At 71.5% G+C, this 26,048-nt stretch carries 26 protein-coding genes; 18 read left to right on the top strand and 8 right to left on the bottom strand.

Features of this window, described 5'->3' with window-relative positions:
• Positions 1–129 precede the first annotated feature (129 nt).
• The 4 genes from ABZ910_RS05795 (at position 130) to ABZ910_RS05810 (ending at position 4,410) form a co-directional block, all read left to right on the top strand.
• Positions 130–978: a tryptophan 2,3-dioxygenase family protein gene (locus ABZ910_RS05795; RefSeq protein WP_361359772.1), complete on the top strand. Its 849-nt coding sequence runs from the start codon at positions 130–132 to the stop codon at positions 976–978.
• Entirely contained in the window at positions 971–2,176 is a 1,206-nt protein-coding gene (kynU, locus tag ABZ910_RS05800; RefSeq protein ID WP_361359775.1) for a kynureninase, read from the top strand. Before ABZ910_RS05795 ends, kynU begins: the two co-directional genes overlap by 8 nt.
• 85 nt (positions 2,177–2,261) lie before the next feature.
• Positions 2,262–3,158, top strand: a complete 897-nt coding sequence (locus tag ABZ910_RS05805) for an alpha/beta hydrolase (RefSeq protein WP_361359778.1) — start codon at positions 2,262–2,264, stop codon at positions 3,156–3,158.
• Between the two features lie 31 nt (positions 3,159–3,189).
• On the top strand, positions 3,190–4,410 hold the full coding sequence (locus ABZ910_RS05810; RefSeq protein WP_361359781.1) for a cytochrome P450: 1,221 nt from the start codon (positions 3,190–3,192) through the stop codon (positions 4,408–4,410).
• 9 nt (positions 4,411–4,419) lie between these two features.
• Here ABZ910_RS05810 and ABZ910_RS05815 read toward each other — a convergent pair whose 3' ends face one another.
• Together ABZ910_RS05815 and ABZ910_RS05820 are read right to left on the bottom strand one after the other, a co-directional pair.
• On the bottom strand, positions 4,420–6,033 hold the full coding sequence (locus ABZ910_RS05815) for an ABC transporter permease (RefSeq protein WP_361359784.1): 1,614 nt from the start codon (positions 6,031–6,033) through the stop codon (positions 4,420–4,422).
• The gene (locus ABZ910_RS05820) at positions 6,030–6,950 is read right to left on the bottom strand and encodes an ABC transporter ATP-binding protein (RefSeq protein ID WP_361359787.1); all 921 of its coding nucleotides are present in this window, start codon (positions 6,948–6,950) and stop codon (positions 6,030–6,032) included. The genes ABZ910_RS05815 and ABZ910_RS05820 overlap by 4 nt, the downstream gene beginning before the upstream one ends.
• Before the next feature lie 73 nt (positions 6,951–7,023).
• On the opposite strand from ABZ910_RS05820, the gene ABZ910_RS05825 reads away from it, so the two are divergent.
• Both ABZ910_RS05825 and ABZ910_RS05830 read left to right on the top strand, forming a co-directional pair.
• Positions 7,024–7,515: a MarR family transcriptional regulator gene (locus ABZ910_RS05825; RefSeq protein WP_361359790.1), complete on the top strand. Its 492-nt coding sequence runs from the start codon at positions 7,024–7,026 to the stop codon at positions 7,513–7,515.
• A gap of 74 nt (positions 7,516–7,589) precedes the next feature.
• Complete coding sequence (locus tag ABZ910_RS05830) at positions 7,590–8,189, top strand: Uma2 family endonuclease (protein ID WP_361359793.1); 600 nt, start codon at positions 7,590–7,592, stop codon at positions 8,187–8,189.
• On the opposite strand, the gene ABZ910_RS05835 is transcribed toward ABZ910_RS05830, so the two are convergent.
• Positions 8,181–9,044 carry a diacylglycerol kinase family protein gene (locus tag ABZ910_RS05835; protein WP_361359796.1) on the bottom strand — a complete coding sequence of 288 codons (864 nt, stop codon included), beginning with the start codon at positions 9,042–9,044 and terminating at the stop codon, positions 8,181–8,183. The genes ABZ910_RS05830 and ABZ910_RS05835 overlap by 9 nt on opposite strands.
• A 196-nt stretch (positions 9,045–9,240) precedes the next feature.
• Between ABZ910_RS05835 and ABZ910_RS05840 the strand changes: the two genes are divergently transcribed.
• Positions 9,241–10,524: an adenylosuccinate synthase gene (locus tag ABZ910_RS05840; protein ID WP_361359799.1), complete on the top strand. Its 1,284-nt coding sequence runs from the start codon at positions 9,241–9,243 to the stop codon at positions 10,522–10,524.
• Between the two features lie 175 nt (positions 10,525–10,699).
• Entirely contained in the window at positions 10,700–10,999 is a 300-nt protein-coding gene (locus tag ABZ910_RS05845) for a hypothetical protein (protein ID WP_361359801.1), read from the top strand.
• Positions 11,000–11,002: 3 nt separating this feature from the next.
• On the opposite strand, the gene ABZ910_RS05850 is transcribed toward ABZ910_RS05845, so the two are convergent.
• The 3 genes from ABZ910_RS05850 to ABZ910_RS05860 all read right to left on the bottom strand — a co-directional run bounded on the left by ABZ910_RS05850 (position 11,003) and on the right by ABZ910_RS05860 (position 14,132).
• On the bottom strand, positions 11,003–11,653 hold the full coding sequence (locus ABZ910_RS05850) for a hypothetical protein (protein WP_361359804.1): 651 nt from the start codon (positions 11,651–11,653) through the stop codon (positions 11,003–11,005).
• A 181-nt stretch (positions 11,654–11,834) separates the two neighbouring features.
• Positions 11,835–12,527 (bottom strand): GntR family transcriptional regulator, encoded by a 693-nt coding sequence (locus ABZ910_RS05855; protein ID WP_361359807.1) that lies wholly within the window; start codon positions 12,525–12,527, stop codon positions 11,835–11,837.
• A gap of 249 nt (positions 12,528–12,776) precedes the next feature.
• Positions 12,777–14,132, bottom strand: a complete 1,356-nt coding sequence (locus tag ABZ910_RS05860) for an aspartate aminotransferase family protein (RefSeq protein ID WP_361359810.1) — start codon at positions 14,130–14,132, stop codon at positions 12,777–12,779.
• 181 nt (positions 14,133–14,313) lie between these two features.
• On the opposite strand from ABZ910_RS05860, the gene ABZ910_RS05865 reads away from it, so the two are divergent.
• Positions 14,314–16,188, top strand: coding sequence for a serine/threonine-protein kinase (locus tag ABZ910_RS05865; RefSeq protein WP_361359813.1), 1,875 nt, complete (start codon positions 14,314–14,316; stop codon positions 16,186–16,188).
• Positions 16,189–16,291: 103 nt separating this feature from the next.
• Positions 16,292–17,695 (top strand): M20/M25/M40 family metallo-hydrolase, encoded by a 1,404-nt coding sequence (locus ABZ910_RS05870; RefSeq protein ID WP_361359816.1) that lies wholly within the window; start codon positions 16,292–16,294, stop codon positions 17,693–17,695.
• Between the two features lie 72 nt (positions 17,696–17,767).
• Here ABZ910_RS05870 and ABZ910_RS05875 read toward each other — a convergent pair whose 3' ends face one another.
• Positions 17,768–18,517, bottom strand: coding sequence for an SLATT domain-containing protein (locus ABZ910_RS05875; RefSeq protein ID WP_361359819.1), 750 nt, complete (start codon positions 18,515–18,517; stop codon positions 17,768–17,770).
• Between the two features lie 253 nt (positions 18,518–18,770).
• Between ABZ910_RS05875 and ABZ910_RS05880 the strand changes: the two genes are divergently transcribed.
• From ABZ910_RS05880 to ABZ910_RS05900, 5 genes are all read left to right on the top strand, one after another.
• On the top strand, positions 18,771–19,103 hold the full coding sequence (locus tag ABZ910_RS05880; RefSeq protein WP_361359822.1) for a YbaB/EbfC family nucleoid-associated protein: 333 nt from the start codon (positions 18,771–18,773) through the stop codon (positions 19,101–19,103).
• Positions 19,104–19,196: 93 nt separating this feature from the next.
• Positions 19,197–19,796 carry a recombination mediator RecR gene (recR, locus tag ABZ910_RS05885; protein WP_361359825.1) on the top strand — a complete coding sequence of 200 codons (600 nt, stop codon included), beginning with the start codon at positions 19,197–19,199 and terminating at the stop codon, positions 19,794–19,796.
• Positions 19,789–20,448, top strand: a complete 660-nt coding sequence (locus ABZ910_RS05890) for a DUF5063 domain-containing protein (protein WP_361359828.1) — start codon at positions 19,789–19,791, stop codon at positions 20,446–20,448. Before recR ends, ABZ910_RS05890 begins: the two co-directional genes overlap by 8 nt.
• Positions 20,449–20,538: 90 nt before the next feature.
• Positions 20,539–21,351, top strand: a complete 813-nt coding sequence (locus ABZ910_RS05895; protein ID WP_361359831.1) for a helix-turn-helix transcriptional regulator — start codon at positions 20,539–20,541, stop codon at positions 21,349–21,351.
• The gene (locus ABZ910_RS05900; RefSeq protein ID WP_361359834.1) at positions 21,344–21,526 is read left to right on the top strand and encodes a DUF397 domain-containing protein; all 183 of its coding nucleotides are present in this window, start codon (positions 21,344–21,346) and stop codon (positions 21,524–21,526) included. Before ABZ910_RS05895 ends, ABZ910_RS05900 begins: the two co-directional genes overlap by 8 nt.
• Before the next feature lie 24 nt (positions 21,527–21,550).
• On the opposite strand, the gene ABZ910_RS05905 is transcribed toward ABZ910_RS05900, so the two are convergent.
• Positions 21,551–22,267, bottom strand: a complete 717-nt coding sequence (locus ABZ910_RS05905; RefSeq protein WP_361359837.1) for a sulfite exporter TauE/SafE family protein — start codon at positions 22,265–22,267, stop codon at positions 21,551–21,553.
• Positions 22,268–22,505: 238 nt separating this feature from the next.
• Between ABZ910_RS05905 and ABZ910_RS05910 the strand changes: the two genes are divergently transcribed.
• From ABZ910_RS05910 to ABZ910_RS05920, 3 genes are all read left to right on the top strand, one after another.
• The gene (locus ABZ910_RS05910; protein ID WP_361359840.1) at positions 22,506–23,783 is read left to right on the top strand and encodes an aspartate kinase; all 1,278 of its coding nucleotides are present in this window, start codon (positions 22,506–22,508) and stop codon (positions 23,781–23,783) included.
• Positions 23,783–24,868 carry an aspartate-semialdehyde dehydrogenase gene (locus tag ABZ910_RS05915; RefSeq protein ID WP_361359843.1) on the top strand — a complete coding sequence of 362 codons (1,086 nt, stop codon included), beginning with the start codon at positions 23,783–23,785 and terminating at the stop codon, positions 24,866–24,868. The genes ABZ910_RS05910 and ABZ910_RS05915 overlap by 1 nt, the downstream gene beginning before the upstream one ends.
• A 536-nt stretch (positions 24,869–25,404) precedes the next feature.
• A complete protein-coding gene (locus ABZ910_RS05920) occupies positions 25,405–25,980 on the top strand; it encodes a SigE family RNA polymerase sigma factor (RefSeq protein ID WP_361359981.1) in 576 nt (191 codons plus the stop codon).
• Positions 25,981–26,048: the final 68 nt, after the last annotated feature.

Genomic DNA, 26,048 nt, shown 5'->3' on the forward strand with positions numbered 1-26,048 from the left:
TGGCCCGTCTGGCGGCAGGCGGGCCTTGCCGTATCCAGGGTGATCGCGGACGATGCCGATGGGGACCGGGGCCCCCGTGCCGGCATCGGCAGGGGCGGACCGCTACCCGGAGTACAGCAGGAGACAGCGATGTCCCACCAGGCTCGCCCCCCTTACGAGGCCGTTGAGCCCGAGACTCCGCATCTCGACTTCGCGGGCACCACGCCGTACGAGGACTACGTCCGGGCGGATGTGCTCACCCACCTCCAGCACACCCTCTCCGACGACCCCGGGGAGCTGGTCTTCCTGGTCACCACCCAGGTCATGGAGCTGTGGTTCACGGTCCTCGTGCACGAGTGGGAGACGGCGGCCGGTGCGCTGCGGGCGGACGACGTGCCGACGGCGATCGACGCCCTGAAGCGGTCCGTACGGGAGCTGGAGGCGCTGAACGCCTCCTGGAAGCCGCTCGCGCAGCTCACTCCGGCCCAGTTCAACTCCTACCGCTCCGCCCTCGGCGAGGGCTCCGGCTTCCAGTCGGCGATGTACCGGCGCATGGAGTTCCTGCTAGGCGAGAAGTCGGCGTCGATGCTCGTCCCGCACCGCGGCGCGCCGCGCGCCCACGCCGAGCTGGAGAAGGCCCTGCACGAGCCGAGCCTGTACGACGAGGCGGTACGGCTCCTCGCGCGCCGCGGCCAGGAGATTCCCGAGACCGTCCTGCGCCGGGACGTGTCGCTGCGGTACGAGCCCTCGGAGGCCGTCGAGGCGGCCTGGGCGGCCGTCTACTCCGGTGACCAGCACGCCGAACTCGCCCGGCTGGGCGAGGCGTTGACCGACGTGGCCGAGCTGGTCTGGCGATGGCGCAACGACCATCTCGTCGCCACGCGCCGCGCGATGGGCGCGAAGCCCGGCACGGGCGGCTCGGCCGGGGTGGCCTGGCTGGAGAAGCGCGCACGGAAGAACGTGTTCCCCGAGCTGTGGACGGCGAGGTCCCATGTCTGAGTCGACGGAGAAGGCAGAGACGGCCGAGAAGGCAGAGAAGCTGGACGCCGCCGACGAACTGGCCCCCAAACGCGCCGAGTTCGCCCTCGACGACGTGGTCTACCTGGACGGCAACTCGCTGGGCGCGCTGCCCGCGCACGTCCCCGGCCGGGTCGAGGACGTCGTCCGCCGCCAGTGGGGCGAGCTGCGCATCCGCTCCTGGGACGAGAGCGGCTGGTGGACGGCGCCCGAGCGGATCGGCGACCGGATCGCCCCGCTGGTCGGCGCGGCGCCGGGCGAGATCGTGGTGGGCGACTCGACAAGCGTCAACGTCTTCAAGGCACTTGTGGCCGCCGTGCGGATGGCCGGCGAGGGGCGCGACGAGATCCTGGTCGACGCGACGACGTTTCCCACCGACGGCTACATCGCCGAGTCGGCGGCGCGGATGACGGGGTGCACGCTGCGGCCGGTCACGCCGGCTGAGGTGCCGGGGGCGCTGGGCGGGCGTACGGCGGCGGTGCTGCTCAACCACGTCGACTACCGCACCGGCCGTCTCCGCGACCTCCCCGCCCTCACCGCCGCCGTCCGTGCGGCGGGCGCGGTGGCGGTCTGGGACCTGTGCCACAGCGCCGGCGCGCTCCCGGTGGGCCTGGACGAGCACGGCGTGGACCTGGCGGTCGGCTGCACGTACAAGTACCTGAACGGCGGCCCGGGTTCACCGGCGTACCTGTATGTACGGCGGTCCCGGCAGGACGCCTTCGACTCGCCGCTGCCGGGCTGGAACTCCCACGTGGATCCCTTCGGCATGCGGACGTCGTACGAACCGGCGGCGGGCGCCCTGCGCGGCCGGGTCGGCACGCCGGACATCCTGTCCATGCTCGCCCTGGAGGCGGCGCTGGAGGTCTGGGACGGGGTGACGATCGAGGCGGTGCGCGCCAAGTCCCTCGCGCTGACGGACTTCTTCCTGGAGTGCGTGGAGGCGTACGTACCGGACGGCTCGGTCGAGTCCCTGACGCCGGCCGCCCATGAGGAGCGGGGCAGCCAGGTGGCGCTGCGCTGTCCGGACGCCGGTGAGGTGATGAAGCGGCTGATCGAGCGGGGCGTGGTCGGTGACTACCGTGCCCCCGACGTCCTCCGCTTCGGCTTCACCCCGCTGTACGTCGGCTTCGCCGATACGGAGCGGGCCGCGAGGGTATTGGGGGAAACGCTGAGCCGGTAGCGTACGGGGCCGCCGACGGTCGCCGAACGCACATCCGGGCCGCCGAACCCGCACCGCCCCCGTCACGTCGCTGAGAGGTTGGAGCATGCCGGACGACGCCGCAGCAGCCCGGGCCGCCGCCGAGGAGGAGTCGGCGTTCTCGCACCCTCCCGTCGAACCGGACGCCACCGCGTCGTACGGCGACCATCCGGACCAGGTGATCGACTTCTACGCCCCGCGTGGGGACGGTACGGAGTCACCGTCGGCGGCGTCGCTCGCCCCCTTGGTGGTGGCCCTGCACGGCGGCGCCTGGCGGGCGCCGTACGACCGCCGGCACCTCACCCCGTTCGCGGACCATCTGGCCCGCCGGGGCTTCGCCGTCGCCAACGTCGAGTACCGGCGCGGCGGCGTGCTCCCGGCCCAAGGCGGCGCGGGCCCGGTCGCGGGCCGCTGGCCGGACACCTTCGACGACGTCGCGGCCGCGCTGGACGCGCTGCCCGCGCTGGTCCGGGAGGCGCTCCCGCAGGCCGACCCGGGCCGCACGGTGCTCACCGGTCACTCGGCGGGCGGCCACCTGGCCCTGTGGGCGGCGGCCCGCCACGTCCTGCCCGCCGACGCCCCCTGGCGCACCCCCGCGCCCGCCGCCCTTCGCGGCGTGGTCGCCCTGGCTCCGATCGCCGACTTCACGGTCGCGGAGAAGCTGGAGGTGTGCGGGCACGCCGCCCTGCAACTCCTCGGCGGCGACGAGCGGTTCACCGAGCGCTGCCCGTACGCCGATCCCGCCCTGCTGCTCCCCACCGGCATCGCGACCACCCTCGTCCAGGGCCGTGCGGACCTGACCGTGCCGGAGGCGGTCGCCGACGCGTATGCGGAGGCGGCGGCGAAGGCGGGCGAGGTGGTGGGCCTGACGCTCCTGGAGGAGGTCGGCCACTTCCCGCTGATCGACCCGGCGGCGGACGCCTGCGCGGTGGTGGCGGAGGAGATCGCGCAGCTGGCCTGGTGAGGCGGCGCCCGCGCGGGCTAACGTCCGCTGCATGGCAGCGCTTGCGGACCTCGCCTTCGACCCCTGGGACCCGGGGTTCCTCGCCGACCCCTACCCGGCCTATGCCGAGCTGCGGGCGCGCGGCCGTGTGCTCCACTACGCGCCGACCGACCAGTGGCTCGTCCCGCACCACGCGGACGTCGCGGCCCTGCTGCGCGACCGGCGGCTCGGGCGGACCTACCGGCACCGCTTCACGCACGAGGACTTCGGGCGCACCGCGCCCCCGCCGGAGCACGAGCCGTTCCACGTCCTCAACGACCACGGCATGCTCGACCTGGAACCGCCGGACCACACCCGCATCCGGCGCCTGGTGTCGAAGGCGTTCACTCCGCGCACGGTGGAGCGTCTGAAGCCGTACGTCCACGCGCTGGCGGACGACCTGGTGTCGGCGCTGGTGGAGGCGGGCGGCGGCGATCTGCTGACGGACGTGGCCGAGCCGCTGCCGGTGGCCGTGATCGCGCAGATGCTGGGCATCCCGGAGTCCGACCGGGCCCACCTGCGGCCGTGGTCGGCGGACATCTGCGGGATGTACGAGCTGAACCCGTCCGACGAGACGGCGGCGAGGGCGGTGCGGGCGTCGGCCGAGTTCTCGCAGTACCTCAGGGAGCTCATCGCCGCCCGCCGCGAGGAGCCCGGCGAGGACCTGATCTCCGGTCTGATCGCGGCCCACGACGAGGGCGACCGGCTGACCGAGCAGGAGATGATCTCGACCGCCGTCCTGCTCCTGAACGCCGGCCACGAGGCCACGGTGAACGCGACGGTCAACGGCTGGTGGGCGCTCTTCCGCAACCCGGGGCAACTGGCCGCGCTGCGCGCCGACCACTCCCTGATCCCGTCCGCCGTCGAGGAGTTGATGCGCTACGACACCCCGCTCCAGCTCTTCGAGCGCTGGGTCCTGGACGACATCGAGATCGACGGCACGGTGATCCCGAGGGGAGCGGAGATCGCGATGCTGTTCGGGTCCGCCAACCACGACCCGGCCGTGTTCGCCGATCCCGACCGGCTGGATCTGCGCCGCGAGGACAACCCGCACCTCTCCTTCAGCGCGGGCATCCACTACTGCATCGGCGCACCCCTGGCCCGTATCGAACTGGCCGCGTCCCTGGGCGCGTTGCTCGACCGGGCCCCGGCCCTGACCCTGGCGGCAGAGCCGGAGCGCAAGCCGAACTTCGTGATCCGGGGGCTGGCGGGACTGAGCGTGGCGGTGGGGTGAAGGCGGAACTCAGGTGGTCAGGTCCCGCCGCCGCAGCCCCGCCAGCCCCGCGCCCACCAGGGCCACGGCCAGGGCCGTGAGGACGAGGACCGGCCGCCACTCCATCGCCCCGCCGGGCAGCTTCGGCAGATGCCCGAAGGGCGACACGTCCAGCACGCCCTGAGGGACGTCCAGCGCGGGGCCGACCCAGCCGATCAGCAGCACCGCACCGGCGACTGCCCAGGCGGCGCCCGCGGCCCGGGGCAGCACGCCGTACAGCAGCACCGCCACGCCGCCGACCACCCACACCGCGGGCACCTGCACCAGGCAGGCGCCGAGGATCGGGCCGGCCTCCCTGCCGTAGCCGGCGGCGAAGCCCAGCCCGGTGAGCAGCATGAGGAGCACCGTCCCGCCGAAGGCGAGGGCCAGATGTCCCGCGGCCCAGCGCGGGCGGCCCACGGCGGTCGCCAGGACGGGTTCCGCCCGGCCGGAGGTCTCCTCGCCGCTGAGGCGCAGCACGGACGCGACGACGTACAGCGCGGCGATCAGGCCCATGAGCCCGGTCATCGAGGCGAGGAAGGCGTCCGTCACGCCGGAGTGGCCGCCCATGCGCTCGAACATCGCGCGGGCCTGCGCGTTGCCGCCGACCAGGTCGGCCGCGCCCTCCGTCAGCCCGCCGTACACCACCCCGGCGAGGAAGAAGCCGATCGACCAGCCGAGCAGGCTGCCGCGCTGGAGCCGCCAGGCCAGCGCGCCCGCCGACCGCAGCCGTCCCCGGGCGGGGCCCGGCCTGGTCGCCAGGAAACCCCTGCCGATGTCACGGCGTCCGGCGAGCGCGTACGCGACGGCCGCCTGCACGGCGGTGGCCGCCGCGAAGAGCGGCAGCACCCACCAGCGTTCGGCCGCGAACGCCCGTACGTTCTCCAGCCAGCCCAGCGGGGACAGCCAGGTCAGCACCGACGACCCGTCGTCCTTGGCCGAGTCGCCGCCCGCGCGCAGCACGAAGGCGGCACCGAGCACGCCCGCGGTCAGCCCGCGGGCGAGCCGCGCGCTCTCCGTCAGCTGGGCCACGATCGCCGCCATCGTCGCGAAGACCATGCCGACGCCCCCGATGCCGAGGCCGAAGGCCAGTGCCCCGGCGGCGCCCTGTCCCGCCAGGCCCGCCGTGATCAGCAGCGCCAGGACGGCGTTCGCGACCGCGGCCGTGAGCAGCGCCGCGGTCAGCGGGGCCCGGCGCCCCACCGCCGCGGACGACACCAGCTCCTGCCGTCCGCTCTCCTCCTCGTCCCGGGTGTGCCGTACGACGACGAGCAGGCTCATGACCGCGGCCAGCGCGCCCGCGTAGACACCGACGCGCCAGGCCGTCAGCGCGCCCAGCGAGTCGTCGAAGACCGGGCCGACCAGGGCGCGCAGGGAGGCGTTGGCGCTCATCTGGCGCCGCAGGTCCGCGCGTTGGGCAGCGGTGCCGTAGAGGGCCTGCAGCGACTTCGGCATGGAGAGGACCATCAGCAGGTTCACCGCGATCCAGACCGGGAGCGTCGTCCGGTCGCGGCGCAGCGCGAAGCGCACCAGGGCGCCGGTACCGGCGAGTTGGCGGGCGCGGCCTGGTGATGCGGCGGCCACGGAGACGGCGGGCGCGGTCATCGCGCCACCTCGCGGGCCTCGGCGGTGTCGGCACCCGCGTCCTGGTAGTGCCGCAGGAACAGCTCCTCCAGCGTCGGCGGTGTCGACGTCAGGGAGCGCACGCCCGACGCGCTCAGCGAGCGCAGGACGTCGTTGAGCTTGTCGGTGTCGACCTGCAGCCTGACCCGGTGGCCCTGTACGTCGAGGTCGTGGACGCCGGGCAGCTGCGTCAACCCGTCGGGAGGACCGGCCAGTTCGGCGCTCACGCTGGTCCGGGTCAGATGGCGCAGGTCGGCCAGGGAGCCGCTCTCGACGGTGCGCCCCTTGCGGATGATGCTGACCCGGTCGCACAGCTCCTCCACCTCGCTGAGGATGTGCGAGGACAGCAGGACGGTCCGCCCGCGGTCCCGTTCCTCCTCGACGCAGGACTGGAAGACCTCCTCCATCAGCGGGTCGAGGCCCGACGTCGGCTCGTCCAGGATCAGCAGGTCCACGTCCGAGGCGAACGCGGCGACGAGGGCGACCTTCTGCCGGTTGCCCTTGGAGTAAGTGCGGCCCTTCTTGGCGGGATCGAGTTCGAAGCGCTCGACCAGGTCCGCCCGGCGCCGCTGGTCGAGGCCCCCGCGCAGCCGGCCGTACAGGTCGATGACCTCGCCGCCGGAGAGGTTGCGCCACAGGGTGACGTCGCCGGGCACGTAGGCGATCCGGCGGTGCACCTCCACGGCGCCCGCCCACGGGTCGCGGCCGAGCACCTGCGCGGCGCCCGAGTCGGCGCGCAGCAGGCCGAGCAGGACCCGGATGGTGGTGGACTTCCCGGCACCGTTGGGGCCGAGGAAGCCGTGGACCTCGCCGGTCTCGACGTCCAGGTCGAGGCCGTCCAGTGCGTGGGTGCGGCCGAAGGACTTGTGCAGCCCCAGGACGCTGATTGCCTTCGTCATGATTCAGAACGTACGCTTCGTTCAGAAATTTGTGAAGTTAAGGAACCGTGTAAACCTCGGGTAGGCTGACGGTATGACGGAAACAGCCGGGCGGGATCCGGACGCGGTCTCGACGTTCGTGGAGGGCTTCGCGGCGCAGCTTGTCGAGGCCGGGATGCAGCGGATGCCGGCGCGCGTGTTCGCGGCCCTGCTGGCGTCCGACTCCGGCTCACTGACCTCCGCCGAACTGAGCGAACTGCTCCAGGTCAGCCCGGCCGCCGTCTCCGGAGCCGTGCGCTACCTGGCCCAGCAGCACATGGTCGCGCGCGAGCGGGAGCCCGGCTCGCGGCGGGAGCGCTACCGGGTGCACGGCAACCAGTGGTACGAGGCACTCACCAACCGCGAAGCCGTCATCAAGCGCTGGGAAGGCGCGCTGCGTCAGGGCGTCACCAGCCTGGGCGCGGACACCCCGGCGGGCCGCCGCATGGCCGAGACGCTCGCCTTCTTCGAGTTCATCGACAGCGAGGTCGCGGCCATGATGGAGCGCTGGCGGGCGCACCGGGAGAGGGCCTTCGGCCGGGACTGACAAACAGATCACGCCATTGCGTATGGACGGCTACGCTGAGTTGTGGCTGGTCTGCGTCGGAGGGAGGGCGCATCATGACGTTGATGACTGAGCGACCGACGATAAGCGGCACCGAGTCCCGCAGCTTCGAGGCGCTGCTGGACGACCTCGATGAGGTTGTCGCGCCTGTGGGCTACAAGGCCGAGATCATCAGGGGGAGCATCGTCTTGTCGCCGTGGTCGAAGGGGTACTACCTCCGTGTGATGGGGCTGGTGTGCCAACAGCTCCATTCGTCTCTGCCTGAAGGGCACGTCATCAGTAGCGGGCCGTTCCTGTACGTCTTCCCACAGGACGAGCGCGCGTACGGACCGGACATTCATGCAGCTCCGCGGCGAATCTTCGAGACGGCCAGCAACCGTCTGGACGGTGAGGCTCTCTCGTTCGTCGCTGAACTGACGTCCGCCGCCACCCGGGACGACGATCTGACCGACAAGGTCGCCGTGTACGGAAGGGGTGGTGTCCCGGTCTATCTCCTCCTCGACATGCAGGAGGAGCAGGTGACCGTGTTCTGGACGCCCTCGGCCAAGGGGTATGAGTCACGCTGCACGAAGCCGTTCGGCGAGAAGCTCCATATCCCGAAGCCCTTCGACTGCACCCTCGACACCTCAGGCTTCGAAGCGCCCGGCTCACGGTGACGGCACCGTGAGCCCCCACGCGCCCTCCACCAGCCGCCACGTCCGTCTGCGGACCGGTCCCGACACCGCCGCGTCCGCGCGGTAGCGGAAGTCCGCGCCGGTCACCGTGACCGTGCGGCCCGTGGCCCGCAGGAGCGGGGAGTCGGTGTTTGCGAGCGGTGCCGGGCGGACCTCGACCTCGGCCAGGCCGGCGGAGCCGGGGGTCACCGAGACGCCCTCCACCGGCTGGTCCAGGTCCACGAGCGTCACGCCGTCGACCTCCACCCGCAGCCTCGCGGGCCCGGGTGCGGGCACGGTCGTCGCGAGACGGGACGGGCGCGCCGCCAGGGTGCGGACCAGGGACTGGTACGTCGACCGCAGCCACGGACGCCCGGGGGCGGCAACGGTCACCGGTTCCGCCGGCTGGGTCTCCCGCACGGGAAGCGGCGGGATGCCCAGCGCCGCCAGCACCACCCCGTCGCTGTCGTCGACCAGGAGGTCCATCCGGCGCTCGACCCCGTCCAGCACCGCCCGCGCCGCCGCCACCGCTCCCGTCGGCACCCCGAGGGTCGTCGCCAGGGCGTGCGCGCCTCCGACCGGGACGACCGACAGTGCGCATCCGGACAGTTCCCGCTGCCGGTGCAGCAGCGAGACCGCGCGGATCAGGGCGTGGTCGTCCCCGACCACCACCGGGCGCCGCGAGCCTCTGCGCCGCAGCGCCCGGGCGAATTCCTCGGGGCCGTCCGGCAGGCACACTTTCGTGGCCGCACCCGCGCTGAGCACGTCTTTCGCGATCCGTACGGACTCGCCGTCCGTGGAGCGGGCAGCCGGATCGATGACCACCAGCAGCTGATCGGACGTCGCGAAGGTCGCCACCTCGGTCCTGCCTCGCTTCCTCGGGTAGCATCTTTGTGCAAGAGCCCCTTGCGCTATTGCGCCAGGGGCTTCGTCTATTCCGGGGCATCCGGTCCGACGGTTGGCGGCCAATGACGGTCGCGGCGGCACGCGGCGGTGGACCCTCCGCGTACGCCCCTGACCTTGGACATGCCCCGCCCGGAAGGGGTGTACGCGCGTGCCCGCACTTGTGCTGCTCGGTGCTCAGTGGGGTGACGAAGGCAAGGGAAAGGCGACGGACCTGCTCGGTGGTTCCGTCGACTATGTAGTGCGCTATCAGGGTGGCAACAACGCCGGCCACACGGTGGTCGTCGGCGACCAGAAGTACGCACTGCACCTACTCCCTTCCGGAATCCTGTCACCTGGATGTACGCCGGTCATCGGCAACGGTGTCGTCGTCGACCCGTCGGTCCTGCTCTCCGAGCTGAGCGGTCTGAACGAGCGCGGCGTCGACACGTCCAAGCTCCTCATCAGCGGTAACGCGCACGTCATCACCCCGTACAACGTCACCGTCGACAAGGTGACGGAACGCTTCCTCGGAAAGCGGAAGATCGGGACGACCGGGCGCGGCATCGGCCCGACGTACGCGGACAAGATCAACCGCGTCGGCATCCGCGTGCAGGACCTCTACGACGAGTCGATCCTGCAGCAGAAGGTCGAGGCGGCCCTCGACGTCAAGAACCAGGTCCTCACCAAGCTCTACAACCGGCGCGCCATCGCCGCCGACCAGGTGGTCGAGGAGCTGCTGGGCTACGCCGAGCAGATCAAGCCGTACGTCGCCGACACGGTGCTGGTCCTCAACCAGGCCCTGGAGGACGACAAGGTCGTCCTCTTCGAGGGCGGCCAGGGCACGCTCCTGGACATCGACCACGGCACGTACCCCTTCGTGACGTCCAGCAACCCCACCGCGGGCGGTGCGTGCACCGGCGCGGGCGTCGGCCCGACGAAGATCAGCCGGGTCATCGGCATCCTGAAGGCGTACACCACCCGCGTCGGCGCCGGTCCGTTCCCGACCGAGCTGTTCGACGAGGACGGCGAGGCGCTGCGTCGCATCGGCGGCGAGCGGGGTGTGACCACCGGCCGCGACCGCCGCTGCGGCTGGTTCGACGCGGTGATCGCCCGCTACGCGACCCGTGTGAACGGCCTGACGGACTTCTTCCTCACCAAGCTGGACGTCCTGACCGGCTGGGAGGAGATCCCGGTCTGCGTCGCGTACGAGATCGACGGCAAGCGCGTCGAGGAGCTCCCGTACTCCCAGACCGACTTCCACCACGCGAAGCCGGTCTACGAGAACCTCCCCGGCTGGTCGGAGGACATCACGAAGGCCAAGACCTTCGCCGACCTCCCGAAGAACGCCCAGAACTACGTCAAGGCGCTGGAGGAGATGTCCGGCGCCCCGATCTCCGCGATCGGCGTGGGCCCGGGCCGCGACGAGACGATCGAGATCAACTCGTTCCTGTAGTCCGCGGATCGTCCCATCCGCGAACCCGCACGCGAACCGCCCCCGTACGGCTGCTGCCGACGGGGGCGGTTCGCGTGTCAGGGGCTCCTGCCGACGGGCCGTATGGAACCGTACGAAGCGCATGTGACCGGAAGAATCCGGAACGGTTCGGGGCTCAGTGAGAGGGTGAGACGGCATGCGCGTGATGTTCAAGGCGATGCTGGACACGGAGAAGGCGAACGACATCGTCCGCGAGGACCAGATGGCCGAGCTGATGAAGTCGATCGTCGACCGCGTCAAGCCCGAGGCCGCCTACTTCGGGTCCCTCGGGGGCCGGCGGACGGTGCTGCTGTTCCTCGACCTGAAGGACAGCTCGGAGCTGCCGCCCTTGGCCGAACCGTTCTTCACCCAGCTGAACGCCGAGATCGAGGTCACCCCGGTCATGAACGTGGACGACCTGCAGCAGGGCTTCGGCCGCATCAGCCGGCTGACCTGACGGTCAGCTGAACACGATCATCGACCCCTGCGCCAGGCTGCGCGTCGCCGCGGCGTGCAGCCCCAGCCACACGTGCCGCTCGCGGGCGAAGGGGCTCGGGTCGTACGGCGCCGGGACGGCCGGCTCCTCCAACTCCGTGGGGCCGAGCGGTGGTTCGGGGGCGGCGGGCGGGTTGGACGGGTCGATGCCGATCGACGGCGCCACCGCCTCCAGCTCCCTGAGCAGGGCGTGGGAGGAACCCAACGGGCCGCCGCCCGCGAGGAGTTCGTCGCTGGACAGTGGGTTCGGGAAGTCGACGGGGACGTAGGCGCCCGCGTGGTCGTAGTGCCAGACCAGGTGCGACTGCTGGGCCGTCGACTCGAACATCTCCAGCAACTGCTCGTAGTCTCCGCCGAGTTCGTCCACCGGCGTCACCTGCAGTCCGCACATCTGCAGCAGGTACACCCGGCGCAGGAAGTGCAGTGCGTCGTAGTCGAATCCGGCCACCGGGGCGACCTCGCCGGACAGGCCCGGCATGTACTGGTACACCGGCACAGGCGGGAGCCCCGCCTCGGCGAGCACCGCGTTGTACTGCGCGAGTTCCTCGGCGAACGGGTTGTCGGGGGTGTGGCACAACACGTCGACGAGTGGTACCAGCCAGAGGTCACAGGCCAAAGAGAGCTCCTCGCATCGGCACGCAGGCGCGCAGGGCACGGTGTCAAGGAAGAGTAGTCGCTGAGGCGCCGAGTCAGCCCCCCTTTGTGCCCCGCTTGTGCCCCCTTGCACCTCCTCGTACGGGTGCCGGACCGCCGCCCCGGCCTGCCGTTCATCCGCCGTTCATGCGCGTCATGCGGGGTCATTCGGCGCCGAGGCGCTCGATGAGGGCGAGGGAGTGCTCGTTGGCCGCGGCGACGATCGCGCGGGCGGCCACGGCGTCGCGGCGCGCGAGGGCGTCGACCAGTTCGGTGTGGCCGGACCACAGGTGGCCGCGCAGGTCCGGCAGCCGGCGCAGGTGCTGCACCGCGCACACCCACGACCGCAGGCGCAGCCGGTGCAGGAAGTCGGCGAGGTAGGGGTTGCCGAACAGCGCGCTGAGCTCACGCCAGAAGCGCAGGTCGTAGCCGATCAGGATGGTGAGGTCACCGGCGCCCGCCGCGCGCTGCGCCTCCTCGCCGCGCCGCCGTACCGTGGTGAGGGCCGCCTCGATACGGGGGCTCTTGGGGTCGTGGAAGGTCTCGTGGCCGTCGATGAGGGCCTGGAACATGCCGTCGGTGACCAGGCGGCGAGCCTCGATCATGCCCCGGTAGTCCCGGGCCGAGTACTCCGGGACCCGGAAGCCGCGGTGCTGGTCGGCCTCCAGGATGCCCTGCGCCGACAGGTCGACCAGCGCCTCGCGGACCGGGGTCGCCGAGACGCCGTACAGATCCCCGATCTCCTTCACGGTGAACGCGCACCCCGGCTGGAGCCGCCCGGCCAGCACCTCGTCGCGGAGCGCGTCCGCGATCTGCTGGCGCAGGGTACTGCGGGTCACAGCGCCATTGCCGGGCATGGTCGTGGCCTCTCCTCACGCGGGCGGGTGACGGACTCGTGTTGATGTCTTCAAACAGGTCACCTTACGCGTTCGGCTTCCCGGCGTTGCGTCCGCACGCGGGGGCGGCGCCGGGAAGCCCCCGAGATGCGCCGCCCATGTGGCTGTGCGTCAGCCGTGCGCCGAGGACCTGGAGTTGCGTCGGGCCCGTCCGATCCGGCGGCGAGCCCGGCGCGTCTCCTCCGTCGCGCCCCGACTCCGGGCGCCTGGTTACTCCGTGTACTCGTCGGCGACGGACAGCGCGGCGTCCAGGGCCGCGAAGCCCTCCGCCAGTTCGGCCTCGGTCACGTTGAGCGGGGGCACCACGTGCGTCCGGTTCATGTTGACGAACGGCCACAGCCCCTGCTGCTTGGCGGCGGCCGCGAACGCCCCCATCGGCGCGTTCGCCTCGCCCGCCGCGTTGTACGGCACCAGCGGCTCCCTGGTCTCCCGGTTCCTGACCAGCTCCAGCGCCCAGAACATGCCGACGCCGCGCACCTCGCCGACGCTCGGGTGCCGCTCCGCCAGCTCCCGCAGCCCCGGCTCGACGACGGTCGCGCCCAGCTTGGCCGCGTTCTCGACGATGCCCTCCTCCGCCATCACGTTGATCGTGGCGACGGCGGCCGCGCAGGCCAGCGGATGACCGGAGTACGTCAGTCCGCCCGGGTACGGGCGCTTGCCGAAGGTCTCCGCGATCTTCCCGGAGATGGCGACACCGCCGAGCGGCACGTACCCCGAGTTCACGCCCTTGGCGAAGGTCATCAGGTCGGGCACGACGTCGAACAGGTCGGCCGCGAACCACTCACCGGTGCGCCCGAACCCGGCCATGACCTCGTCGAGGACGAAGACGATCCCGTGCTTGTCGCACAGCTCCCGCACGCCCGCGAGATAGCCCGGCGGCGGCATCATGATCCCCGCCGTGCCCGGGATCGTCTCCAGGATGATCGCGGCGATGGTGCCGGGCCCCTCGAAGGCGATCGTCGTCTCCAGGTGCTCCAGCGCCCGCGCGCACTCCTGCTCCTCGGTCTCGGCGTAGAAGCGCGAGCGGTAGAGGAAGGGCGCCCAGAAGTGGACGGTGCCCGCGGAGCCGTTGTCCGAGGCCCAGCGGCGCGGGTCGCCGGTGATGTTCACGGCCTGCTGCGTGCCGCCGTGGTACGAGCGGTACGCCGACAGCACCTTCGGGCGGCCCGTGTGCAGCCGGGCCATCCGCACGGCGTGCTCGACGGCGTCGGCGCCGCCGTTGGTGAAGAAGATCTTGTCCAGGTCGCCGGGCGTCCGCTCGGCGATCAGCCGGGCCGCCTCCGACCGCGCCTCGACGGCGAACGCGGGCGCGAACGTCGTCATGTTCGCCGCCTGCTCCTGGATCGCGGCGACGACCTTCGGGTGCTGGTATCCGATGTTGGTGAAGACGAGCCCGCTGGTGAAGTCCAGATACCGCTTGCCGTCGTAGTCCCAGAAGTACGACCCGTCCGCGCCGGCGACGGCGAGCGGGTCGATGAGCTCCTGCGCGGACCAGGAGTGGAACACATGGGCGCGGTCGGCGGCCTTCACCGCGGCGCCGGCTTCGGGGTTGGGCTGAGGGGTCATGCGGCCGAGCGTAAATGTCCGGGATACGGACGCGACATCGGCGTCCTGTTCGGTGGTCGGCGGGTTGGCGCGACAGGTTGTCGATGCGGGTTTGCGGAACCGTGGGCACCACCCCCTGCGACTCCCCTCACGTCGGGCACTATTCTCGGCCGCCACACACAGGGGGAAGGCGGGCGCAGCCATGGCGGAGCTGGGATCCGGGGATCCGCGCAGGGTCGGGGCGTACCGGCTGCTGGCGCGGCTCGGCGCGGGCGGGATGGGGCAGGTGTACCTCGCCCGGTCCGACCGGGGCCGTACCGTCGCGGTCAAGCTGGTCCGCGAGGAGCTCGCCGCGCGGGAGGAGTTCCGGGCGCGGTTCCGGCAGGAGGTGCGGGCAGCGCGGAAGGTCGGCGGTCACTGGACGGCGCCCGTGCTCGACGCGGACACCGAGGCGGCCGTGCCCTGGGTCGCCACCGGGTACGTCGCCGGGCCCAGCCTCCAGCAGGTCGTCGGGCACGACCACGGCGCCCTGCCCGAGCAGTCGGTACGGATTCTCGCGGCCGGGCTCGCGCGCGCGCTCCAGGACATCCATGCCGCCGGGATCGTCCACCGCGACCTCAAGCCGTCCAACGTGCTGGTGACCGTCGACGGTCCGCGGGTCATCGACTTCGGGATCGCGCGGGCGCTGGAGCCCCTGACCGGGGACGGCCTCACCGGTCTCACCGGCACCGGCTCACTGCTCGGCTCGCCCGGCTTCATGGCGCCCGAGCAGGTGCGCGGCGATCGGATCACCCCCGCCTGCGACGTCTTCAGCCTCGGCTCCGTGCTCGCCTACGCCGCGACCGGCACGCTCCCCTTCGGCACCGCCGACAGCGGGGTTCGCGCCCTGATGTTCCGCATAGCCCAGGAGGAACCCGACCTGGAGGGCCTCCCCTGGGGCCTGACCGACCTCGTACGCGACTGCCTGCGCAAGGACCCGGCCGCCCGCCCGAGCCTGGCGCGCATCCTGGACGTGACGCGAGCGGAGGGCACGCTGTCCGACGGCCGCTCGAAGGAACCGTGGCTGCCGGGGGCGCTGGTGGCCCAACTGGGGCGGCATGCGGTGCGGTTGCCGGATTCGGAGACCGCAGAGGACACGGCGGACACGGCGGACACGGCGGAAACGGAGGACACGGACGAGGCGGGAGAGGCGGGACAGGCGGTCGGTGGTGTGGTCGAGGCAAGGGCTCCCGGTGGGGTGCGGGATCACGCGTACGCCTCCTCCGCCTCGCTCGAACACGCCCCCGCCGCCGACGACGCCTCCGCGCCGGCCCGGCCCGCGGCCCCGCATCCGCAGGGGCGGCCGAGCCCGCCGAGACCGCCGGGAGCGTTCGGCCACGGCGCCGCGGTGGACGGCCTGCCCGCGATGGGCCTACGGCAGCCACTCCCGGCCGCGGTGTCCCCGCCCCCTCCCGCGTACGGCCACCCGCAGCAGGCCGGTGACCGGACCGGGCTCCCGGCCCAGGAACCCCCGCGCGGCAACGGCCGCTCCACGCTGTTGCTCGTCGCGGTCGCGCTGGTCGTCGCGCTCGGCGCGGGCGGCTCGGTGTACGCGGTGCTGACGAGCAGCCGCAGCGGCGACGACCAGGGCGGCAGCGGAACCGGGACGACCTCCGGGCCGTCCCCGGCCCAGGCCCCCACCTCCCCCCGGCCCTCTCCCAGGACCGCGCCGCCGGCTGCCGGTGCCGTCCCGGCGGCGTACCTGGGGGAGTGGAAAACGTCGATCGACAACGCGGGCGGCCACAACACCCGTGAACTGACCATCGAGCAGGGGAAGGTGGGCGACGCGGTCCTGACGCTCGTCGCCGACGGGCCTGCCGGCGACGGCCGCTACCACTGCGTGTTCCGTGCGAAGCTCGCCCAACGCCCGGGCAGCCACGGCCCGTTGAAGATCGGGCCGTCCGCGGTCACCACCGGCGAGCCGAAGTCGTCCTGCGCTCCCGGCGAGGCGACCGAGGTCACCCTCCTGCCGGGTGGCCGTCTGCGCCGCGTGAACAAGACGTCCGGTGAGGTGTTGACGTACACGAAGGGCGGCTGACGTTCGGAAAGCCTGTCCGCACCCTTGCCAGAGATTGTCACGTACACAACTATTACGACCCGGGATTCGGCACCCATGGCTCGCACCGCCCCCGGGAGGACTCATGCGCCCCAGCAGGAGAACGATTCTGACCGCGACGGCGGCGGCGGGCGCGGGGGCCGTCGCACTGGGACGCCCGGCCGCGGCCGGTGAGGTGTCCGGTGGTGGGGAGCCGCCCGCGACGGCCCAGGAGCCCTCCCACGAACTCCGCGCCCTGCTCAAGGAGATCGACCCCGCGCGCATCGAGGCGACCGTCCGCAAGCTCGTCTCCTTCGGTACGCGGCACACGCTCTCGTCGCAGGACGACCCGGTACGCGGGGTCGGCGCGGCGCGCGACTGGATCGCGGCCGAACTCCGCTCGTACGCCGCCGAGTCGGGCGGCCGCATGACGGTGGAGCTCCAGTCGTACATCCAGGAGCCGGCGAACCGTGTCCCGACGGCCACCCGCATCACCAACGTCGTCGCCACCCTGCGCGGGTCGGTCACGCCGGAGCGCGTGTACGTCGTCTCGGGCCACTACGACTCGCGGTGCACGGACCCCATGGACTCCACCTCGGACGCGCCGGGAGCGGACGACGACGCGTCGGGCGTCGCCGTGTCGATGGAGATCGCGCGGGTGCTGGCGAAGCGCCGGCCCGCGTCGACGATCGTGTGCGCGGCGGTGGCGGGGGAGGAGCAGGGGCTGTACGGCTCCACGCACATGGCGGAGCAGTTCAAGTCGGCCGGCGCGGACGTCCAGGGCATGTTCACCAACGACATCGTCGGCAGCAGCACGGCCGACGACGGCACCCGGGACCCGTACACGATCCGGCTGTTCGCGGAGGGCGTGCCCACCTCGGAGACCCCCGAGCAGGCGGCGATACGCCAGTCGGTGGGCGGTGAGAACGACTCGCCCTCGCGCCAGCTGGCCCGCTTCGTCCGCGACGTCGCCGAGAACGACGCGACGCGGATGCACGTCCGCGTCGTCTACCGCCGCGACCGCTACCGCCGGGGCGGCGACCACATCCCCTTCCTCGAGCGCGCCTACCCGGCCGCCCGGTTCACCGAGCCGGCCGAGAACTTCGCCCACCAGCACCAGGACGTACGGGTCGACGCCGACGGCAAGCAGTTCGGCGACCTGCCCGAGTTCTGCGACTTCCCGTTCGTGGCACGGGTCGCCCGGGTCAACGCGGCGGCCCTGTGGACGCTGGCCCAGGCACCGGGCACCCCGCGCGACGCGAAGATCGACACCTCCCTGCTGACCAACTCCACCCGGCTGCGGTGGACCCGCGGCACCGAGCCCGACCTCGCGGGCTACGAGGTCGTGTGGCGCGAGACGACGGCTCCCGAGTGGACCCATGTCATCCCGGTGGGCGACGTGACGACGTACGAGATCGATCTGTCCAAGGACAACGTCTTCTTCGGCGTGCGGGCGGTGAACAGGGCGGGGGAGCGGAGCCCGGTGGCGTTCCCGGCGCCGCAGTCCTAGACCACCGGGCCACAGGCTCGGATCGACGGTCGCCACCGCGGATCGGCGGTCGCCACCGCGGATCGACCGTCGCTACCGCGGCTCCGGTGGCCGCTGCCGCGGCATGTTCGGCCGGGCGCCCGCTCCCGGCGGCAGCGGGAAGCGCCCGAACGTGCTTGCCGTGTCCGGGCGGGGCCCGGCGGTCACCCCGCTCTGGATGCCGAGCGGGGCCGACCCCGTCCGGAACTCCACCATCCAGTCGGCCGTCTCCGCGCGCACCAGCTCCGTCATGTCCTCCGAGAACCGCCGCAGCACGCTCAGACACCGCTCCGCGGCCTCGCTCGCCGTGCCCTCCGTCGGTCCCAGGACCTCCCGCACGCTCTCCGACGCCCAGTCGAACTGGAGCACCTGGAGCCGCCGTTGGATCGCCTGCGCGGTCGCCACGTCCCTTATCCACCCGGACGTCACCCCGAAGAACCGGTCGACGGCCATGCACGCCACCGCGAGCAGCAGCGCGAGGTATCCCCAGGGCGCGGCCCCGCCGATCGCCCCGGTCAGGTCCAGCAACGGCAGCGCGCCGCCCGCCACCGCGCCCGACGCCGCCCCCGCGCGCAGCGCCCGGGCGCCCCGCCGCTTCCACACCCGGTCCGTGAGATACCAGGCCGCCGTGTCCAGCGCGCCCCGCTCCACCCACCGGTACAGCTCGTCGAGGCGTTCGGCCGGCTCCGCCCAGTCGCCGAGCGGAAGCGCCCGCCCGGTCAGATCCTCCGGACGCAGCCCGGCCGCGCCCTCGCCCCGCCCGTCCTGAGGCGGACCCTCGGGCTGCATCTCCGGCTGACCCACCCGGCACTCCCTACCTGACTCGCGACCCGTCACGTTCCGTGACATTGGATGCTGATGCGCGGCACCCTTACTACCGCCCAATGGGTGGCGAAGAAGTAGCTTTCACTGCCATTTCGCCCAGAAGGGGCCCTTGATCAGGTATAGGGTCCTGGAGGTTCTCACTCGAAAGAGTGGCAGGGCGGTGGCTTCGTCGACCACGTAGGCTCATGCACAGCAGAGCGACAACTCCCAAGAACCGGACCAGGAGCTGATCATGATTCCCGGTGGCGGCCAGCCCAACATGCAGCAGCTGCTGCAGCAGGCCCAGAAGATGCAGCAGGACCTCGCCAGGGCCCGGGAGGAACTGGCGAACACGGACGTCGAGGGGCAGGCGGGCGGCGGCCTGGTGACGGCGACCGTGACCGGCGTCGGTGAGCTGCGCGCGCTGAAGGTCGACCCGAAGGTGGTCGACCCGGAGGACACGGACACCCTCACCGACCTGATCGTCGCGGCGGTCCAGGCGGCCAACGAGAACGCCCAGACCCTCCAGGAGCAGAAGCTGGGCCCGCTGGCCCAGGGTATGGGCGGCTCGGGCCTGCCGTTCTGATGTTCGTCGCCCACCGGGCACCCGTCACGCCTTCCTAGGACAGGCGGCGGCCAACTACCGTACGTACCGATAGACACAAGGAAAGGCAGTCCGTTGTACGAAGGCGTGGTTCAGGACCTCATCGACGAGCTGGGGCGGCTGCCCGGCGTCGGTCCCAAGAGCGCGCAGCGGATCGCCTTCCACATCCTGCAGGCGGAGCCGACGGACGTACGGCGCCTGGCCCAGGCGCTTCTTGAGGTGAAGGCCAAGGTCCGCTTCTGCGCGACCTGCGGCAACGTCGCGCAGGAGGAGCTGTGCGGGGTGTGCCGCGACGCCCGCCGCGACCCCTCGGTCATCTGCGTGGTCGAGGAGCCGAAGGACGTCGTCGCGATCGAGCGCACCCGGGAGTTCCGGGGCCGCTACCACGTGCTCGGCGGCGCGATCAGCCCCATCGAGGGCGTCGGCCCGGACGACCTGCGCATACGGGAGCTCCTCGCCCGCCTGGCCGACGGTACGGTCACCGAGCTGATCCTGGCCACGGACCCCAATCTCGAAGGCGAGGCGACGGCGACGTACCTCGCCCGCATGATCAAGCCCATGGGCCTGAAGGTCACCCGCCTGGCCAGCGGCCTCCCGGTGGGTGGCGACCTGGAATACGCCGACGAGGTCACCCTCGGCCGGGCCTTCGAGGGGAGACGACTCCTAGATGTCTGACGCCACGCTGCATGCCACGACGCAGAACCCGGACGATTTCGCGGTCCAGATCGCGGACCAGATCGAGAGCTTCCTGGTGGCCGTCACGGAGGTGGCGAGGGGCGACGAGCCCGGCTCGACCGTCCCCTTCCTCCTCCTGGAGGTCTCCCAGCTCCTCCTGGCCGGCGGCCGCCTGGGTGCGCACGAGGACATCGTCCCCGACGAGCGCTACGAGCCCGACCTGGGCCCGGAGGCGGACGTCGACGAACTCCGCGAGAACCTCGCCCGCCTGCTGGACCCGGTGGACATCTACTCGGAGGTCTTCGACCCCTACGAGCCCCGTACGGCGCCCGTCCCGGCCCGTATCTCCGACGACCTGGCCGACGTCATCACCGACCTGCGCCACGGCATGGCCCACTACCGTGCGGGCCGCACCGTCGAGGCCCTGTGGTGGTGGCAGTTCTCCTACTTCTCCAACTGGGGCTCCACGGCCTCCGCGACCCTGCGCGCGCTCCACTCCGTGCTGGCCCACGTCCGCCTGGACCAGCCCCTGGAGGAACTGGACGGCCTGGACACCGACCAGGGCATGGGCGACGAGACCCTGGAGGCCGAGGCCGGCAAGGTCATGGCCGAGGAGATCGCGGGTCCGCTGGGGATGCACCAGGGGAAGTAAAACCCCATTCCGGTCACGCCGGGCCTCTCGTCTCTCTACGCTCAGTAGTGAACGAGGGGCTCCGTTGCGTACTGGCCGGAGGTGGCCGCCATGTCGGTCGACTACAACAACCAGCCGCCGATGGCCTGGCGTTACGGCGGCGACCAGCTGAAACGCTGGCGCACGAGGGCGGACGTCAGCCGCGAGAAGCTCGCGTCCGCCGCCAACTACTCCTCGGAGACGATCGCGTCGATGGAGCGCGGCGTGCGCAGGCCGACGTCGCGCGTCCTGGACGTGGCGGACGAACTGTGCGGGGCGCAGGGGATGTTGAGCGCGGCGAAGGAGTTCGTCAACCGGGAGCGGTTCCCTGCGCGGGCGCAGGACTTCATGGAGCGAGAGCGGGAGGCGATCAGTCTTTGGTCGTACGAAGTCACGCTCGTCCCCGGCCTGTTGCAGACACGGGGGTACGCGCGGGCGCTCATCGACAACCGGGTGCCGCCCCTGGACGAGGAGACGGTGGAGGAACGGATCGCGGCCCGCATGGAGCGGCAGTCCATCCTCACCGACCGGAAACCGCCGGTGGGGTTGAGCTTCGTTCTCTACGAGGCGGTGCTGCGCAACTCCCAGGTGGACGCCGAGCAGTTGCGGCACTTGCTGGACGTTGCCCGTCTGCGCAATGTGGTGGTGCAGGTGCTTCCCTTCGAGCGGATGGTGCCTTCTTCCCTGCTGGGGCCCATGGTTCTTCTGGAGACGCGTGACCACGAGCGATTCGCTTTCAGCGAGGGCCAGTTCGCGAGCCAGCTTTCGGCCGATCCAGGGGTTGTCAGCCGGGTGACCGAGCGGCTTAGCATGATCCGCACACAGGCTCTCAGCCCCGACGAGTCGGCCGATTTCATCGAGCGGATGGTGGTCAGTCGTGAGTGACCAGTTGAAGTGGTTCAAGTCGAGTTACAGCGACGACGAGGGCGGCAACTGCGTCGAGGTAGCCCTCTCCACCGCCATCCACGTCCGTGACTCCAAGGCCCCCGCGGGCCCCGAACTCCGCATCCCCGCCCCGGCCTGGGCGGCGTTCGTCGCCGCAGTTCGGCCCGGGGCCTGAGTCTCGGGCGGCGAGGCGGCGGCCTCACAGCCCCCAGAGCCCTTTCGCCAGCGTGCTCAGGCCGCCCGTCAGGGCGAGCGCCAGGAGCAGGAGACGTGCCCGGCTCTCAGACAGCCGGCCGGCGACCGCCCTGCCGATCGCCGCGCCCGTCACCAGTGCGGCGGCGACGGCCGCCCAGCGGACGATGTTCAGGTGGGGCAGGCCGTTGGCCGCGATCGAGAAGGTGTTCACGACGACGCTGTAGAACTGCGCGTTCGGCACGAACTCCCGTGCCGTCCAGCCCGCGTTGACGGCGTACAGGGAGATGGGCGGGCCGCCCACCCCCGCCGCCGCGTTCATGAAGCCGCCGATCGCGCCGGCGGTCACCGCGCCGCCGCGGCCGCGCAGCGCCGGGACCCGGGCGCCGTACATGATCAGCAGCACGGCCACCGTCACCAGGGCGCCCATGGTGAGCATCAGCGTGGAGACGGAGAGGTGGTGCGTCAGCCAGGCGCCCGCCGGGACCGTGCACGCCGCCGCCGCGCACAGCGGCACCATCGCCCCCGGCCGTACCCGCCGCCAGCCGCCCGTCAGTCCCACCACGCTGATCGCCCCGCCCGCGATGTTGGCGAGCACGACCGCCTCGGTGGGCCCGAGCAGCAGGATCAGCGCCGGTACGGCGACCAGGGCGAAGCCCATCCCGGTCAGCCACTGCACGCTCGCGCCGAGGAGCACCGCGCCGGCCAGCAGCATCTCTGTCATGGTCCGCTGCCTACACCCTTGGTCCGCGTGCGTACACCCTCGGTCGCGAATAATTGTTGAAACTTAATGCACAGCCATCACTTGCGTGACATTGGGCAGGGGGTATCTCGACGGCAGCGGACGGACATCTCACCATGCGACACCCAAGAGGTGAGATACCGCCGCTCGGTAGACTGAGCCGACCTGCGGTACACCGTCGTATACGCGGGTGAAGAGACGGACTGAGCGAGGAGCGCACGTGGGCCTTGTCGTGCAGAAGTACGGAGGCTCCTCCGTAGCCGATGCCGAGGGCATCAAGCGCGTCGCCAAGCGGATCGTGGAAGCCAAGAAGAACGGCAACCAGGTGGTTGTCGTGGTCTCCGCGATGGGCGACACGACGGACGAGCTGATCGATCTCGCCGCGCAGGTATCCCCGATGCCTGCCGGGCGTGAATTCGACATGCTGCTGACCGCCGGGGAGCGGATCTCCATGGCCCTGCTGGCCATGGCCATCAAAAACCTGGGCCACGAGGCCCAGTCCTTCACCGGCAGCCAGGCAGGTGTCATCACCGACTCGGTCCACAACAAGGCCCGGATCATCGATGTGACGCCGGGACGCATCCGGACCGCGCTGGACGAGGGCAACATCGCCATCGTCGCCGGTTTCCAGGGCGTCAGCCAGGACAAGAAGGACATCACCACCCTCGGCCGCGGCGGCTCCGACACCACCGCGGTGGCGCTCGCCGCCGCCCTCGACGCCGAGGTCTGCGAGATCTACACCGACGTCGACGGCGTGTTCACCGCCGACCCGCGCGTGGTGAAGAAGGCGAAGAAGATCGACTGGATCTCCTTCGAGGACATGCTGGAGCTCGCGGCCTCCGGCTCCAAGGTGCTGCTCCACCGCTGTGTGGAGTACGCCCGCCGCTACAACATCCCGATCCACGTCCGCTCGTCCTTCAGTGGGCTCAAGGGCACGTGGGTCAGCAGTGAGCCGATCGAGCAAGGGGACAAGAAGGTGGAGCAGGCCATCATCTCCGGTGTCGCGCACGACACCTCCGAGGCCAAGGTCACGGTCGTCGGTGTGCCGGACAAGCCGGGCGAGGCCGCCGCGATCTTCCGCGCCATCGCCGACGCCCAGATCAACATCGACATGGTCGTGCAGAACGTGTCCGCCGCCTCCACCGGTCTGACGGACATCTCGTTCACCCTGCCGAAGACCGAGGGCCGCAAGGCCATCGACGCCCTGGAGAAGAGCAGGGGCGGCATCGGCTTCGACTCGCTGCGATACGACGACCAGATCGGGAAGATCTCGCTGGTCGGCGCGGGCATGAAGACCAACCCGGGCGTCACCGCCGCCTTCTTCGAGGCGCTGTCCGACGCGGGCGTGAACATCGAGCTGATCTCCACCTCCGAGATCCGTATCTCGGTCGTCACGCGCGCCGACGACGTGCACGAGGCCGTCCGCGCCGTGCACACCGCCTTCGGGCTGGACTCCGACAGCGACGAGGCCGTCGTCTACGGAGGCACCGGCCGCTGATGGCCCTGACCGCGCCGACCGCGCCGAAAGCGCCGACCGCCCGCCCGACGCTCGCGGTCGTGGGGGCGACCGGCGCGGTCGGCTCGGTCATGCTCCAGATCCTGTCCCAGCGCGCGGACATCTGGGGCGAGATCCGCCTGATCGCCTCCCCGCGCTCGGCCGGCCGCAAGCTGGCCGTGCGCGGCGAGGAGGTCGAGGTGACGGCCCTGTCCGAGGAGGCCTTCGAGGGGGTCGACGTCGCCCTGTTCGACGTACCGGACGAGGTCTCCGCCGAGTGGGCGCCCATCGCCGCCGCCAAGGGCGCGGTGGTGGTCGACAACTCCGGCGCCTTCCGGATGGACCCGGAGGTGCCCCTCGTGGTGCCCGAGGTCAATCCGCACACGGCCCGGGTACGGCCGCACGGGATCATCGCCAACCCCAACTGCACGACCCTGTCGATGATCGTCGCCCTGGGCGCGCTGCACGCCGAGTTCGGGCTGCGCGAGCTGGTGGTGTCGTCGTACCAGGCGGTGAGCGGGGCCGGGCGCGCCGGCGTGGAGACGCTGCGGGACCAGCTGTCCCTGGTGGCCGGTACGGAGCTGGGGACCAGCCCCGGCGACGTACGGCGGGTCGTGGGGGAGCGGACCGGGCCGTTCCTGGAGCCGGTCGCGCTGAACGTCGTGCCGTGGGCCGGGTCGCTGAGGGAGGACGGCTGGTCGTCGGAGGAGATGAAGGTGCGGGACGAGTCCCGCAAGATCCTCGGACTGCCCGACCTTCCGGTCGCCGTGACCTGTGTGCGCGTCCCGGTCGTCACCACGCACTCCCTCACCGTCCACGCCCGCTTCCAGGGCGAGGTCACCGTCGACGGCGCCCGCGAGATCCTCGCGACCGCGCCCGGTGTCGTGCTGTTCGACAACCCGGAGGCCGGTGAGTTCCCCACTCCGGCGGACGTGGTGGGCACCGACCCGACCTGGGTCGGCCGGGTGCGCCGGGCGCTCGACGATCCCACGGCGCTCGAACTCTTCGTGTGCGGCGACAACCTGCGCAAGGGGGCCGCGCTCAACACCGCGCAGATCGCCGAGCTGGTGGCCGCCGAGTGGGCGTGAGGGCGGCCGAGTTGGTGTCCCGCCTCACGTCGGCGCAAAATATCGTGTCCGGAATCCGCTCCATTTGTAGGATCTACGGCGGACGATCGTTTGAAAGGTGACCAGGGCATGATCAAGATCACTTGATCAAGGACCCCTCGGCACCGCAAGATTTTGCTCCCCGCCCTCCGCAACCGCGCGGATGGCGGGGAGCGTCTTTGCGATCGTCCTTCGGGGGCGTGAGGGCGCCCTTTTCGTGGGGGACATGGCGCCCTTCACATGGGACATAAGGGAAGAGCGGGACGCATGACGGCACGTGAGGCACCGTCGGATGTGATGCCGGACACGGAAACGCAGCGGGCTGCGGCACCTGACGCAAAAGTGATGCCCGGCGCGTACAACCCCAGGGGGGTGCAGCGTGTCCAACTGGCGTGGCAGAGGTACTTGAACTCTCCCCCAAGCTCTTCGAGCCGGGGATACCCCAACCGACCCGCGGCACGGCCCTCCGGCCGCCCCGGCCGGCGCTCCGCCCGCGCGTGCCCGGTGCGTCCGGCGGCATGCCGGTGATCGCGCCCATGCCCGCTGCGCGGCCCGCCCGCATTCCCAGTCAGCGTGACGACGCCGAGGAGACCACGGCGGCCGGCACGACCGTCGACCACCTCACCGAGACCTACCGGGCGCACTACCGCTCGCTGCTCGGTCTCGCCGCGCTGCTCCTCGACGACACCGCCTCCTGCGAGGACGTCGTCCAGGAGGCCTTCATTCGCGTCCACTCGGCCCGCAAACGCGTCCGGGACCCGGAGAAGACCCTCGCCTACCTGCGCCAGACGGTCGTCAACCTCTCGCGCTCCACGCTGCGCCGCCGCATCCTCGGCCTGAAGCTGCTCTCCAAGCCGATGCCGGACATGGCGAGCGCGGAGGAGGGCGCGTACGACCAGCTGGAGCGCCGCGACCTCATCAAGGCCATGAAGGGCCTCCAGCGCCGCCAGCGCGAGGTCCTGGTCCTGCGCTACTTCGCGGACATGACCGAGGCCCAGGTGGCCGAGTCGCTCGGGATATCGCTGGGCTCGGTGAAGGCGTACGGCTCGCGCGGCGTCGCGGCGCTGCGCGTGGCGATGGGGGCGTCCGCATGAGCGACCGCGCCCCGGACGGCGGTTCCCATGAACGCCATGAGCCCTATGCCTGGCACGAGCCGACAGAC

The sequence above is a fragment of the Streptomyces sp. NPDC046805 genome (assembly GCF_040645355.1).
GTDB lineage: Bacteria > Actinomycetota > Actinomycetes > Streptomycetales > Streptomycetaceae > Streptomyces.